The sequence below is a fragment of the Halomonas zincidurans B6 genome (assembly GCF_000731955.1).
In the GTDB taxonomy this organism is placed as follows: Bacteria; Pseudomonadota; Gammaproteobacteria; order Pseudomonadales; family Halomonadaceae; genus Modicisalibacter; species Modicisalibacter zincidurans.
The window spans coordinates 415,839-429,939 of sequence record NZ_JNCK01000001.1; the positions used below are offsets into that span (position 1 = coordinate 415,839).

A 14,101-nucleotide genomic window follows, 5' to 3' on the forward strand; every position below is an offset into this window, starting at 1 on the left:
GCAAGCGGACTGCCGCGCTTTCAGACTGAGTCGGCTAGGCTGTTATGCAGCCTCGCAACAGACCCGCCCGCGTGACCAGTTCAGGGAGTAGCCGTGATGAGTGATGAACCCCACGCCGACCCGCGTCGTCGCTATTCGAGCCCGGTGGTCGACGGCCCTGGCAAGTCGGCCAGCCGCGCGATGCTGCGTGCGGTGGGCTTCGAGGACGACGATTTTTGCAAGCCGCAGGTGGGCATCGCCTCCACCGCCAGCCAGGTCACGCCCTGCAACAGTCATATCGACGAACTCGCCGAGCAGGCCCGGGCGGGAGCCAACGAGGCCGGCGGCAAGGGCGTGGTGTTCAATACCATCACCATCTCGGACGGCATCGCCAACGGTACCGAGGGCATGAAGTACTCGCTGGTCTCGCGCGAGGTGATCGCCGACTCGATCGAGACGGTGGCTGGTTGCGAGGGCTTCGACGGGCTGGTGGCGATCGGCGGCTGCGACAAGAACATGCCGGGCTGCATGATCGGCCTGGCGCGGCTCGATCGGCCCAGCGTGTTCGTCTACGGCGGGACCATCCTGCCGGGCGACAATCACACCGACATCGTCTCGGTGTTCGAGGCGATGGGCGCCCACTCGCGCGGCGACATCGACCTGATCGCGCTCAAGCAGATCGAGGAGACGGCGATCCCCGGGCCGGGCGCCTGCGGCGGCATGTACACCGCCAATACCATGGCCTCGGCGATCGAGGCGCTGGGCATGAGCCTGCCCAACTCCTCGGCGCAGAACGCCGTCTCCGACACCAAGCGCGACGACAGCCGTGCCGCCGGGGCGGCGGTGCTCGCGCTGCTCGAGCGTGACCTCAAGCCCAGCGACATCATGACCTCTGATGCCTTCGAGAACGCCATCACCGTGGTCATCGCGCTGGGCGGCTCGACCAACGCGGTGCTGCATCTGCTGGCGATGGCCAGCGCCATCGGCGTCGAGCTTTCGGTGGACGACTTCACGCGGATTGGCCGGCGCGTGCCAGTACTCGCCGACCTGCGGCCTAGCGGGCATTACATGATGAGCGAACTGGTGGCGATCGGCGGCATCCAGCCGCTGATGAAGACGCTGCTCGAGGCCGGTTTGCTGCACGGCGATTGCCTGACGGTGACCGGCAAGACGCTGGCCGAGAATCTCGCCGAGGTCGCGGCGTACCCGGACGATCAGCGGATCATCGCGGCGCTCGATGCGCCGATCAAGGCGCAGAGCCATCTGCGCATCCTGCATGGCAACCTGGCGCCGGAGGGCGCGGTGGCCAAGATCACCGGCAAGGAGGGCACGCGCTTTACCGGCCGCGCGCGGGTGTTCGGTTCCGAGGAGGAGGCCCAGGCGCGCATCAACGACGGCAGCGTGGTCGCCGGCGAGGTGGTGGTAATCCGCTACGAAGGGCCGCGCGGCGGGCCGGGCATGCGCGAGATGCTGACCCCGACCTCGGCGATCATGGGGCGCGGGCTGGGCGATCGGGTGGCGTTGATCACCGATGGCCGCTTTTCCGGCGGCAGCCACGGTTTCGTGGTCGGCCACGTCTCGCCGGAGGCGTTCAACGGCGGGCCGATCGCGCTGGTCGAGGATGGCGACGAGATCACCATCGATGCCGAGGCCGACACCATCAACGTCGCGCTCAGTCACGACGAGTTCGAGCTGCGCCGCGCGGCCTGGCGCCAGCCCGAACCGCGCTATCGGCGCGGGGTGCTGGCCAAGTATGCGCGCACCGTGAGTTCGGCATCGCTTGGAGCGGTGACGGACCTGCCGGAGTAGCCGATGGCCGCGATCCACAACGGGTCAGCGCCCAGCCCGACACAGGCTCCTCAGGGTGGCGTGGCCGTGGCTACGCTCGGGGTTGACTCGCCGTCGTCGACGACGCTTTCCACCCGATCGCGGATCGCCTGGAGGTCGTCGGCGGAGAAATGCTCCAGACGACCGGCGAGCAGGTCGCTGATGCGCTGAGAGGGGATGCCGGCGCGCCGGGCGATTTCACGGTTGCCGAGTTCTGAAAGGGCGATGCGGCGAGTGACTATGCGCATCAGACGGGTGCGATGTTCCATGTCTCGAACATCGAAGTCCCGTTTGCGGCACTGTGCGCGTGAGGCACAGTTGCCGGTTTGTCGTACCGCGTCCATGAGGCTCCAGAAGTGACAATCGGACCCCTCAAGCATGCGCAATTTTTTCCCGCGCGACCAGTGCAAATTCAAGCTTTTTCAGGGGCATCTTGCCGCGCATCGGCCGCTACCGTCGCGAGGCGTCAAATCTCGTCGCGTGGCGGCGTGGGGCGCACCAGGATCTCGTTGACGTCGATGTGTTGGGGCTGGCTGATGGCGTACATCACCGCGTTGGCGATATCGCGATCGGCCAGGTCCTGCTCGCCCGGCCGCGGCAGGCGCTCGGCAGGGGAATACCGTTGCACGGCGTTGCGCCGTGCAACGGGAGGGGCGTGCGTTAGATGACCCGATCGGTACGCAGCACGCAGGCCTCGCTGTCGTCGTCACGGTCTTCCTCGCCGTAACGATTGGCCCCGGAGCGCAGGCTGACGCTCAGGTTGTTGTGCGCGTCCTCGGTCTCGGCCGGCAGCAGGTGCTTGACCGCGTCCTTCTCCTCGAGCAGCTCCTTTTCGGTGGCGTCGAGGCGCTTCTGGGCGGCGTCGTCGATGGGCAGGCCCTGGACGATCTGGTAACGGCCGTAGCGGCAGCGCACCGGGAACGAGAACACGATGCCCTTGGCGATGCCGTAGCTGCCGTCGGAGACGATGCACATGCTGACGAAGTCGCCCTCGGGCGTGCCCATGTACCAGTCGCGCATGTGATCGATGGCGCCCTGGGCGGCCGAGGCGGCACTGGATTGGCCGCGGGCGTCGATGATCTCGGCGCCGCGCTTCTGGACGCGCGGAATGAAGGTGTTGTCGACCCAGTCGTGATCGAGCCCGGGCCAGATCGGTTCGCCCATCGCCTCGGCGTTGCGCACGTCGGGAAACTGGCTGGCGCTGTGGTTGCCCCACACGGCGACCTTGCGGATGTCGGCGGTGTTGAAGCCGGTGCGGTTGGCGATCATGCCCTTGGCGCGGTTGTGGTCGAGCCGGCTCATCGCGGTGAACTGCGACGGCGACAGGTCGGGCGCGTTGCGACTGGCGATCAGCGCATTGGTATTGGCCGGGTTGCCGACCACCAGCACCTTGACGTCGGGGTTGGCGTGGTCGTTGAGCGCACGGCCCTGACGGCTGAAGATCTCGGCGTTGGCGGCCAGCAGATCGGCACGCTCCATGCCCGGGCCACGCGGCTTGGCGCCGATCAAAAAGGCGAAATGCACATTGCGAAAGCCGTCTTCCGGGTTGTCGTGCAGCCGCACGGCATGCAGCAGCGGGAAGGCGCAATCCTCGAGCTCCATGGCCAGACCGCGTAGCGCTTCCATGGCTTCGCTGCGCTCGATCAGCTGCAAGATGATGGGCTGATCGGTGCCGAAGACCTCGCCGGCGGCGAGACGAAAGAGTAACGAGTTGCTGATGCTACCGGCGGCGCCGGTGACGGCGATGCGGAAGGGGCGTTTCATCATTGGGTTCCCAAGGCTGGTTGGATGGTGGCGCTAGCCACGCGACATCGTCATCTGGCCCGATCGAAGCCGATGGCTGCGCGCTGAAAAATGGCCGTCGGGCTCCGCGGAGCCCGACATACAGGCTAGCATAGAGGGCTGGAGAATTTTCAGCGACCCCCACCATCGTGGCACAGGCTGGGTCTTGCCACATAGGGAAAGGCCCGTCCCAGGTAGCGATCGGCGCTGGCCGTGTCCGCATGATCGAGCAGTGTCGAGGGGTGCTGGTCGAGGATGTGCGGGGTATGGCGACGCAGCCAGCCGAAGGTGATCGGCGTGACGATGACAGTGCTGGCGGGCGCTTGTCCCGGCTCCATGACGTCGGCGATCAGTAGCCGGCAATCGTGGCGGATGGTGCGCAGCGAGAGTATCTCGTCCTGGGGCCGGTCGAGATTGAGCACATTGGCTATCGCCAGCGTCAGTACCGGCGCCAGGCCGCCCCGCGCCACTATCCGTTTCAGATAGACCGGCGAAAAGTAGCTGTCGGCGCCGTCGTCGGCGCTGATGCATTGCCAGGCATACCAGTGCCCAGGATAGAGCGGTAAAGGGGCGCTTGACGGCTGCACTAGAACCCTCACGAGTCCGTGTGAGTGGATAGTCAGTATGGAGAGCAGCCGCGGGGACACTCAATACGAATCTTCTGGCACCTATACGCGGCATGAAGGGTTGGTTATTTTAGCTGAAGGGCGTTCGGTCATGGACAGAAGATCTTCGCATGTCGCCTGATACCCTTGAGGTAAAAGGCTGACGCGACGCTAACGGATCGCTGGGCGAGCGTTTTCAGCGATGATTAACCGAGCAAGGACATAAAAGGGGCCGGGTATTGGAAGCCTCGATGAAGCGTACACGGGGAAGCATGGACGGCGCGACACAGCATGGCTTGCGGATACGCAGCGAACAGGTGCGCATCCTCTACGACGGGTTGTGGCTGCCGATGGTCTCGGTGGTACTGGTCGCGGGGCTGCTGCTGGTCTCGTTGTGGTCGGTCGTCGACCAGCGGCAGATGCTGGCCTGGATGACGGCGGTGGTACTGATCACGTTCGCCCGGCTGGGATTGGCCTGGTGCTTTCAGCGCAAGCAACCGCCGGCCGAGGCGGCGCGGCGCTGGATGATCGGCTACGCGATCGGCTCGACCGCCAGCGGTCTGCTGTGGGGCGCATGTGGCCTATGGCTGTTTCCGGTCTCCGACTTCCAGCATCAGGTGATCCTGGTCGTGGCGCTGGCCGGCATCGCCTCGGGCGGGGCGGTGACCATGGCGCCGGTGTGGCCGATCGCAGCGACGTTCCTGATTCTTACACTGCTGCCATTGAGCCTGCGTTACCTGTGGCTGGGCGGCCCGGCGTCGCTGACCGCGGCGGCGATGGTGTGGCTCTTCCTGGGTTTTACGCTGGCCGTCAGCCATCGCTGGAACCGAATCCTGCGCGACAACTTTCACCTCCAGGCCGAAGGCGAGACGCGTGAGCAGGCGCTGCGCGCGAGCGAAAGCCGCTACCACACCATCTTCCAGGCTTCGCCACTGGGCATGCTGCATTTCGACGCCCAGGGCCGGGTTACCGACTGCAACGACAAGCTGCTTCAGATTACCGGCGAGTCCCGCGAGCGCTTTCTGGGGTTCGACATGCTGGAATCCGTGCAGAGCATCCGCGTCAAGCGGGCCGTGCAACGTGCGCTGAGCCATGGCGAAGGCTATTACGAGGGCGACTACAGCATGCTGACGGCATCGGGCCCGGCCTTGCCGGTGCGAATCCTGTTCAGCGGCGTGCGTGACGATCAGGGCGCTATCGTTGCCGGCGTGGCGGTCGTCGAGGATTTGACCGAGCGGCGCCAGGCCGAGGAGACCATCCACCGTCAGGCTTATTACGATGCGCTGACAGGACTGCCCAACCGGCGCCTGCTCAGCGAGCGTCTGGCGCAGCTGATGGCCGAATCGGCCCACCGTGGCGAGCACGGCGCGGTGCTGTTCATCGATCTGGACCGCTTCAAGGAGGTCAACGAGTCGCTTGGCCACTCGGTCGGCGACCGGCTGCTCAATGCCACGGCGCGCCGCCTGACCGAGCTGCTGCGCGATGGCGACATCGCCGCGCGCGTCAATAGCGACGAGTTCGTGGTGGTGGTCGCACGCATCAGAGGCGATCGTCAGCAGGTGATCGATGGCGTCAACGGCGTTGCCGAGCGTGTCATGAGCGCGCTTTCCGAGCCCTACCATCTCAGCGATCGACCGCTGTTGGTGACGCCGAGTATCGGTTTTGCGCTGTTCGGCGAAGAGCAGAGCAGCGCGACCGGGCTGCTCAAGCAGGCCGAAACGGCGATGTTCCAGGCCAAGACGGAGGGGCGCGCGAAGGCCTGCGGCTACTTGCCGAGCATGCACACGGCGGCGGTATGGCGACTGAATCTCGAGCAGGACCTGCGCCTGGCGCTCGAAGGCGACCAATTGCAGCTGCATTTTCAGCCCCAGGTCGACGGCGATGGACGGATCGTCGGCGGCGAGGGGTTGTTGCGCTGGTTGCACCCGAAGCGCGGCATGGTCCAGCCGGTCGAATTCATTCCGGTGGCCGAGGAGAGCGGGCTGATCCTCGATATCGGCCAGAGGGTGCTGGACCAGGCCTGCGAGGCGCTCATGCGACTCGATGCGCGGCAGCTCCCTCGGCTGTCGATCAATATCAGCCCGCGCCAGTTCGGCCAGCCCGAGTTCGTCGCCTCGATCGGACGCGGCATCGAGCGCTCGGGCATCGATCCGTCGCGTTTGCAGCTCGAGATCACCGAGGGGGTGATGATCGACAACCTGATCGAGACGATCGAGACGATGCGCGATCTCAAGCGTATCGGCGTGGGCCTGGCGATCGACGATTTCGGGGTCGGCTACTCGTCGCTGTCCTACCTGAAACGCTTGCCGCTGGACGAACTCAAGATCGATCGCAGCTTCATTCAGGAACTCGACAACTCGAATGACGAGGCGATCGTCCAGACGATCATCACGATCGCTCGGAACCTGCATCTGACGGTCGTCGCCGAGGGCGTCGAGAGCGCCGCGCAACGCGACTTCCTGCTGAGCAACGGCTGTCACATCTTCCAGGGCTTCTGGTTCTTTCGTCCGTTGCCGTTCGATGCGCTGGTCGCGGCGATCAACGATTGTCAGAGCACGGCGTGAGCGCTCCCGAACAGCCGGGCATATGGCGCCGGTCAAGCGGAGGCACTGTTGCCGGGTGCGGCTTCGGCATCGATGGCGGCAATTGCCTCGGCCGCCCGTTGCAGGGCCGGCAGGAACTCCCGGGCGCGCTCCGGCGTCAGGCGCATGGTCGGTGCCTGAACGGCAATGCCCAGATTCGAGCGCCCCTTGCTGCCGGGAACCAGCACCGCGATGCACAGCAGTCCCGGCAGCAACTCCTCGTCGTCGAAGGCGTAGCCGTCGCGACGCACACGCTCGATCTCGTGTTCCAATGCATCGACATCCGCCCGGGTGTTGGGCGTGAAGCGCTCCAGCGTGACGTGGGCGAGCAACCGCTTGCGCTGGGCCGGTGGCATCTGCGCCAGAAACAGCTTGCCGCTCGCCGAGGCATGTACCGGCACCCGTGAACCGGGATGCAGGTAGAAGCGCAGCGGCGCGCTGGTCTCGACACGATCGAGATACAGCACCTCGTTGCCCGACAGAGCCGTGATGTTGCAGCTTTCGCCGATCTCCTCGACTAGCCGGCTGAGCACGCCATGACGAGCGCCGTGCACGGTGTTGTTCATCAGCAGGGTCTCGGCCAGACGCCGCAGACGCATACCGGTCCCGTAATGTCGGCTGTCGCCATCGCGCTGCAGCATGCCGGCGGCCTCGAGCTGTTGCAACATGCGGTGCAGCGTGGGCTTGGGCAGCCCGGTCTCCTCCACCAGCCCCTGCAGCGTGAAGAACTGATCCTTTTCCGCGATGACTTCCAGCAGCGCCAGCAGGCGCATCGTTGGCGTGTCGCCATCGATCTTGGCTACGTCAGACGTCATGTCGAGCCTCTCGTACGGATGGTCGTGGGCATGAGAGCAATATAACAATTCCTATATTTGGTAGAAAGCATACCATTTCTTGAAATATTCATTGACGATGAGGCGAGACGGTCGCTAGATTCTTTCCCCATGTTCCATTCGTTGGAATCCAGCGTTCCGGTTGGCTTTATCGCCACGTGGCAGGGGCGCCGTGGCTGTGCGGTCGCCACCGCGCAAAGGCCGGGCACGAGCGACTATCGGAGGGGCATGGCATGCAGGACTTCCTGATCATCGGCGGGGGTGTCATCGGCATGATGACCGCCTGGCAACTGGCCGAGGCCGGCCACTCGGTAACGCTGCTCGAACGCGGCGAATGCGGCAAGGAGGCCTCCTGGGCCGGGGGCGGTATCGTCTCGCCGCTGTATCCCTGGCGCTACGAGGAGGCGATCTCGCGTCTGGCCGAGTGGTCCGAAGGACGTTACCCGGCTCTGGCGAATCGCCTGACCGGGGAGACGGGGATCGACCCCGAGTACCGCCAGACGGGATTGCTGTATCTCCACGTCGACGACGAGGCCGACGCCGTGGCGTGGGCGCGGCAACGGGGCAAGCCGCTGGTGCGCGTGGATGCCGATTTCGTCTATGGCAAGGAGCCGCACCTGGCGGCCGGGCTCGACGATGGACTGTGGATGCCGACCCTCGGCAGCATCCGCAACCCGCGGCTGGGCCAGGCGCTGCGCGCCCGGTTGCGCACCTTGCCGAAGGTCGCCGTGCACGAGGGCTGCCGGGTCGAGCGGCTGGTCGTCGAACGGGGCAGGGTGACGGGCGTGCAGACCGCCGGGGGGCATTTCGGGGCGGCACGCGTGATCGTCTGTGGCGGTGCCTGGAGTGGACGGCTGTTGGGTGAAGTCGGGGTGGCGCTGCCGGTGCGCCCGGTCAAGGGCCAGATGATGCTGTTCAAGACGCCGCTGACGACCGGTTGTCGGCAACTGCTCGAGCGCGTGGTGTTGAAGGACGGGCGCTACCTGATTCCGCGCGCCGATGGCCGGGTGCTGATCGGCTCCACGCTGGAGGAGGCCGACTTCGACAAGACACCCACCGCGGCGGCCCATGCATCGCTGCATGCCAGTGCGGTTGCCATGCTGCCGGGGCTGGCCGAGTGCGAGGTGGAGCATCACTGGGCGGGGCTGCGCCCCGGTTCGCCCGAGGGCGTGCCCTTCATCGGCGAGGTGCCGGGCATCGCCGGGTTGTTCGTCAACGCCGGGCATTACCGCAATGGGTTGGTGCTGGCGCCGGCCGCGACGCGCCTGCTGGTCGATCAACTGTTGGGACGTGAGCCGATCGTCGATACCGCGCCCTACCGGGTACCGGCGTCCACGGATCATGAGCCCGCCATGCTGGCCCAACAAGCGACTCCCCACTGGCGCTAAGTCATGCGGATGCTTGGCACTACCCTCGAAGTCATCGCGGTGGCCGCTGGCCGATCGCGGACTACCCCAGTCGAGGGGAACCACATGAGCCAGCTCGGTATTGAACTCTTGGAAGCCTTCAGCGAGGCCTTGAACCGCCACGACATCGATGCGGTGATGGCGATGATGACCGAGGATTGCGAATTCCATGCCCTTGCCGGACCGGAACTGATGGGCAAGCGCTTCGTCGGGCAGGCCGAGGTGCGTCAGGCCCTCGAGAATGCGTGGAAGGTGCGCCGGACGCGGCCTGGGTCGATGGCGAACATGTCGTGGTGGGGGACCGGGGCTTTACCGAGAGCACCTGCAAGGGCACGACCGTGGATGGCGTCCGCTCCGAGGCGCGCATGATCGACGCCTTCACCTTCCGCGACGGCAAGATCGCGGTGAAGAACGCCACGCCGGGGCGCTCAGGATGCACGAGGAGTGCGTGGCGGGCATGCAAACCTTCAAGCCTGATCGCCGATATCGACTGCGATCCCCAGCCCGGCGGCCATCACGCGCTGGGCTATGGCGGCAACGGGGTGATGTACTCGGCCCAGGCAGGACGCCGGCTGGCACAATGTACCATGGCTCGTTGCTCGATCGGCTCCAGTCGCATCTTCGCATGGCCCAGCGCAAAGGGCATTGCCGAGGCACGGCGAATGCCGCATGGTCGTCGACAAGAGCGCCGGCAGGCTCGGTATCGTGCGGCGCCCTTATCGGCCCGCTAACGAGGTGGCGATATGCGTGGGGCATTCGGCTTCGATCTGCGCAGCATGGAAATCTTCGTCGAGACCCTGGAGCGGGGCAGCCAGACGGCGGCGGCGCTGCACCTGGGACTCAAGCAGTCGTCGGTCTCGCAGAGCCTGGCCAATCTCGAGGAAACGCTGGGGGTGTCGCTGTTTTTGCGCCACGCCCGGCCGCTGGAGCCGACCGCCGCGGGGCGCTTCTTCTATGACCGAGCCCAACGCATGCTCGGCGAGGCCCGCGCAACGCGGCGCGAACTGCGCAGCGGCGCCTTCCAGCAGCTTCATCAGGTGCGCATCGCGCTGGTGGATTCGCTGGCCACCGCGGTTGGCCAGCCGTTGATCGAGGCGATCAAGCGTCATACCCGCGATTACACCCTGACCACCGGGCTCTCCCACCTGCACGGCCATGCGCTGCTGACCCGTCACGTCGATATCATCGTCTCCGACGACCGGCTCGAGAACTACGATGGGCTCGAGCGCCATTCGCTGCTCGACGAACCCTTCGTGCTGGTACTGCCTCGGCATTGGCATGGCGGCCACGACAACCTGCGTTGGCTGGCCCGGCAGCTGGATTTCGTGCGCTACACCCCGCAGTCGCTGATCGGCCAGGCGATCGAGCGACACTTGCGGCTCAACCAGCTGGAACTGCCCGCCCGGCTGCATCTCGACAACACCTTCGCCCTGCTGCGCATGGTCGACGCCGGCGTCGGCTGGACGATCACCACGCCGCTGTGCCTGTGCCAGGCCGGGCTCGAGCGTCTCGACGTGCAGGTGGTCGAGCTGCCCATCGCCCCGTTGCGTCGCGAATTGACGCTGGTGGCGCGGCGCGACGAGCTTGGCGACCTGCCTTCGCAGTTGGCCCGCGACAGCCGCGGGTTGCTGAAGACGCGCTGCGCCGGTGAGCTCCTGCGCCATCTGCCCTGGTTGGCCGCGCAGATCGACGTGCGCTGAAGGCTGCGTGCTGCGTTGCGGTGCACTATCGATTTTTTCGATAGCCAACCGGTGTCTGGCGCCGATGCTAGTTGCCGCGCCGGGACGAGTCTGCCCAGACTGCAGGAAGCCGCGACCGTTGCCGCGGAAAGTCGCGTCTGCGTGCGGCGAGTCGCTCGCCCGCGTTATACCGATCAGCTGGAAGGGCACAACAATGACCACAAATACCCGCAAGGATACGAGCAGTATTCACTACCGGCACGAAGATGCCGCCTATTTCGAGAAGCGCGGGCTACGTCGCCACGCCGGGCCCTGGTCGCTCTGGGCGCTGGGCGTGGGGGCGGTGATTTCCGGGCACTACTCCGGCTGGAACCTGGGGCTGGCCTCGGGCGGCTGGGGCGGCATGCTGATCGCCACCGTGCTGATCGCGGTGATGTATCTGGGGCTGACCTTCTGCATCGCCGAGATGTCGCCGGCGCTGCCGCACACCGGGGCCGCCTACTCCTTCGCCCGCTCGTCGATGGGGCCGTGGGGCGGTTTCGTCACCGGACTTTGCGAAAACGTCGAGTACGTTCTCACCCCGGCGGTGATCGTGTTCTTCATCGGCTCCTACCTGACCGGGATCTTCGAGACCGAAGCGGCCTTTCAGCCGATCTGGTGGGTGCTGGGCTACATCCTGTTCGTGGGCTTGAACATCGTCGGCGTGGAACTCTCCTTCAAGGTCACCCTGGGCGTGACGCTACTCGCCCTGGCGGTCTTGCTGGTGTTCTGGTTCAGCGCCTTCCCGAATATCGATTTCTCGGCCTGGGCGCTCAATATCGGCGAGGGTGGCGTGCTGCTGGAGGGCGGCAATGGGCCCTTCCTGCCGATGGGCATCGTCGGTGCGCTGGCGGCCATGCCATTCGCGGTGTGGCTGTTCCTGGCCATCGAGCAGCTACCGCTGGCCGCCGAGGAATCGGTCGATCCCAAGCGCGACATGCCCAAGGGCATCATCCTGGGCATCGTCACGCTGATCATTTCGGCGTTCATGATCCTGTTCCTCAACCCCTCGGTCGTCGGTGTGGGCGCCTATGCGCTGGGCCAGTCGGGCGAACCGCTGCTCGACGGCTTCAAGGCGATCTTCGGCAGCGGCACGGCCAAGATCCTGGCGCTGGTGGCGATCGTCGGGCTGATCTCGAGTTTTCATACCATCATCTTCGCCCAGGGTCGGCAGATCTATTCGCTGTCGCGTGCCGGTTACTTTCCGACCTTCCTGTCGGTGACCCACGGCTCGCGCAAGACTCCGCACGTGGCGATGATCGCCGGCGCGCTGGTCGGCCTGACGATCATGCTGATCAGCTTCGTCGGGCTGGGTGCCGACCAGAGCTCGGCGGTGATCGGCGGCACGCTGTTGAACATGGCGGTGTTCGGGGCGATGTGCTCGTACATCGCCCAGGCCGTCTCGTTCATTCTGCTGCGCAAGAACTACCCGAGCATGGAGCGGCCCTATCGCAGCCCGTTCGGCAATGCCGGCGCCTGGGCGACCATCGTCATCGCCGTGGTGACCATCTTCTTCCAGCTCTCCGATACGACCTACCGGGTTGGGGTGGTGGGCGTGGCGGCCTGGTTCGCGGTGGGCATCGTCTACTTCGCGCTCATCGGCCGGCATCGTCTGATACTCTCCCCGGAGGAGGAGTTCGCCGTCGCGCACCGCGAGCGTGCGGACAACGCATGAGGCGAGTGCCGCCCTATGACAATCCCAACATGGCCAGCGAGGTAGAGCGATGGGCGTCAAGCAAGCCAGGCAAGTGACCAGCGCCGACCAGGCCCGGCAACTGGTCGAGGAGCGCGGGCTGAGCCACGTCAAGGTCGGGTTGTTCGACATCGACGGCGTGATGCTCGGCAAGTACATGAGCAAGAAGAAGTTCTTCGATGCGCTGGAGAACGGCTTCGCGTTCTGCGACGTGGTGCTGGGCTGGGACAGCAAGGACGCGCTCTACGACAACGTCCAGTACACCGGCTGGCACACCGGGTATCCCGATGCCGCGCTACGCATCGTCCCGGAGAGCTGCCGCGAACTTCCCTTCGAGGATGGCATGCTGCTGTTTCTTGCCGAGTTCGCCGGGCCGGCGCGGGAGATCTGCCCGCGTGGTTTGCTCGAAAGGGTCCTGACGCGTGCCGAGGGGCTGGGTTTCGAGGTGTTTGGCGCGCTGGAATACGAGTTTTTCCTGTTCCAGGAAACGCCGGAATCGATCCGCGACAAGGGCTTTCGCAACCTCAAGCCGCTGACGCCCGACATGATGGGCTATTCGATGCTCAGAAGCTCGGTGCACAGCGAGCTCTACCATGAGTTGCTGGCGCTGTCGGAGAGCATGGACTTTCCCATCGAAGGCTTGCACACCGAGACCGGCCCCGGCGTGCTGGAAGCGGCGATCGGCGTCGACGCCGCGCTCGCCGCTGGCGACAAGGGCGCGCTGTTCAAGACTTTCGTCAAGGTCTGGGCCCAGCGGCGGGGGTTGATGGCGACCTTCATGGCCAAGTGGTCGCCGGACTATCCCGGTCAGAGCGGCCACATCCACCTGTCGCTGCGCGAGCGCGACGCCGGCAGGTCGGCGTTCTTCGACGCCGCCAAGCCCTACACGATGAGCGCCGTGCAGCGCCACTTCGTCGCCGGTCAACAGCAGCTGATGCCGGAATTCCTGGCGCTGTTCTCGCCGACCGTCAACAGCTACACGCGGCTGATTCCCGGTTTCTGGGCGCCCACCGAGGCGACCTGGGGGGTGGAGAATCGCACCTGTGCGCTGCGCGTGATCCCCGGCAGCGACACCTCGCAGCGGGTCGAGTACCGCCTGGGCAGCGCCGACGCCAACCCCTACCTGGCGCTGGCGGCGGCGATCGGCGCGGGACTCTACGGCATCGAGCATCAGCTCGAGCCCGACGAGCAGGTCGTCGGCAACGCTTACACGCTGGAGCATCCCGTCCATCAGGCGTTGCCGCGCACGCTGTGGGACGCGGCGCAGCGGCTCAAGGCCTCGGCCCCGGCGCGCGAGCTGTTCGGCGACGCCTTCGTCGAGCACTTCGCGGCGACCCGCGAGTGGGAGGAGCGCGAGTTTCGCCGGCATATTACCGATTGGGAGCTCGATAGGTACTTCGAGATAATCTGAGCTACGGGCTACGGGCTACGGGCTACGGGCTACGGGCTACGGGCTACGGGCTACGGGCTACGGGCTACGGGCTACGGGCTACGGGCTACGGGCTACGGGCTACGGGCTACGGGCTACGGACGGGCTACGGGCTACGAAGGCCTGATTCGGCATCAGGTGGGAGCGAATTTATTCGCGATGGAATGGGCTTCGTCGGGAACAAGTTGCCTCCCACCGGACCATGGGCCAAGACAAGCGCTGGTTGAGCCTTTGGGGTTCGTGGCTC

Annotated in this window: 13 protein-coding genes; 8 read left to right on the forward strand and 5 right to left on the reverse strand. The window is 65.7% G+C overall.

Features of this window, described 5'->3' with window-relative positions; genetic code table 11:
- The first annotated feature begins 96 nt into the window (after positions 1–96).
- Entirely contained in the window at positions 97–1,788 is a 1,692-nt protein-coding gene (gene ilvD / locus HALZIN_RS0101960; protein WP_031382577.1) for a dihydroxy-acid dehydratase, read from the forward strand.
- A gap of 50 nt (positions 1,789–1,838) precedes the next feature.
- On the opposite strand, the gene HALZIN_RS16655 is transcribed toward ilvD, so the two are convergent.
- The 4 genes from HALZIN_RS16655 to HALZIN_RS0101980 form a co-directional block, all read right to left on the reverse strand.
- On the reverse strand, positions 1,839–2,075 hold the full coding sequence (locus tag HALZIN_RS16655) for an XRE family transcriptional regulator (RefSeq protein WP_231663112.1): 237 nt from the start codon (positions 2,073–2,075) through the stop codon (positions 1,839–1,841).
- A 197-nt stretch (positions 2,076–2,272) separates the two neighbouring features.
- Positions 2,273–2,434: a hypothetical protein gene (locus HALZIN_RS17760; RefSeq protein WP_328286625.1), complete on the reverse strand. Its 162-nt coding sequence runs from the start codon at positions 2,432–2,434 to the stop codon at positions 2,273–2,275.
- Positions 2,435–2,466: 32 nt separating this feature from the next.
- Complete coding sequence (locus HALZIN_RS0101975; RefSeq protein WP_031382578.1) at positions 2,467–3,570, reverse strand: malate dehydrogenase; 1,104 nt, start codon at positions 3,568–3,570, stop codon at positions 2,467–2,469.
- Between the two features lie 149 nt (positions 3,571–3,719).
- Positions 3,720–4,175 (reverse strand): hypothetical protein, encoded by a 456-nt coding sequence (locus HALZIN_RS0101980; RefSeq protein ID WP_031382579.1) that lies wholly within the window; start codon positions 4,173–4,175, stop codon positions 3,720–3,722.
- A 269-nt stretch (positions 4,176–4,444) separates the two neighbouring features.
- Between HALZIN_RS0101980 and HALZIN_RS16660 the strand changes: the two genes are divergently transcribed.
- A complete protein-coding gene (locus tag HALZIN_RS16660; protein WP_236254946.1) occupies positions 4,445–6,757 on the forward strand; it encodes a putative bifunctional diguanylate cyclase/phosphodiesterase in 2,313 nt (770 codons plus the stop codon).
- 32 nt (positions 6,758–6,789) lie between these two features.
- Here HALZIN_RS16660 and HALZIN_RS0101990 read toward each other — a convergent pair whose 3' ends face one another.
- On the reverse strand, positions 6,790–7,590 hold the full coding sequence (locus HALZIN_RS0101990; RefSeq protein WP_031382581.1) for an IclR family transcriptional regulator: 801 nt from the start codon (positions 7,588–7,590) through the stop codon (positions 6,790–6,792).
- Between the two features lie 251 nt (positions 7,591–7,841).
- On the opposite strand from HALZIN_RS0101990, the gene thiO reads away from it, so the two are divergent.
- The 6 genes from thiO to HALZIN_RS0102015 all read left to right on the forward strand — a co-directional run bounded on the left by thiO (position 7,842) and on the right by HALZIN_RS0102015 (position 13,836).
- A complete protein-coding gene (gene thiO / locus HALZIN_RS0101995) occupies positions 7,842–8,996 on the forward strand; it encodes a glycine oxidase ThiO (protein WP_051907330.1) in 1,155 nt (384 codons plus the stop codon).
- An 84-nt stretch (positions 8,997–9,080) separates the two neighbouring features.
- Positions 9,081–9,383, forward strand: coding sequence for a nuclear transport factor 2 family protein (locus HALZIN_RS18130; protein ID WP_201448163.1), 303 nt, complete (start codon positions 9,081–9,083; stop codon positions 9,381–9,383).
- Positions 9,380–9,745, forward strand: a complete 366-nt coding sequence (locus HALZIN_RS18135) for a hypothetical protein (protein ID WP_201448164.1) — start codon at positions 9,380–9,382, stop codon at positions 9,743–9,745. The genes HALZIN_RS18130 and HALZIN_RS18135 overlap by 4 nt, the downstream gene beginning before the upstream one ends.
- A 12-nt stretch (positions 9,746–9,757) precedes the next feature.
- A complete protein-coding gene (locus HALZIN_RS0102005) occupies positions 9,758–10,714 on the forward strand; it encodes a LysR family transcriptional regulator (protein ID WP_031382583.1) in 957 nt (318 codons plus the stop codon).
- Between the two features lie 193 nt (positions 10,715–10,907).
- Positions 10,908–12,407 (forward strand): amino acid permease, encoded by a 1,500-nt coding sequence (locus tag HALZIN_RS0102010; RefSeq protein WP_031382584.1) that lies wholly within the window; start codon positions 10,908–10,910, stop codon positions 12,405–12,407.
- Between the two features lie 49 nt (positions 12,408–12,456).
- Entirely contained in the window at positions 12,457–13,836 is a 1,380-nt protein-coding gene (locus tag HALZIN_RS0102015) for a glutamine synthetase family protein (RefSeq protein WP_031382585.1), read from the forward strand.
- Positions 13,837–14,101: the final 265 nt, after the last annotated feature.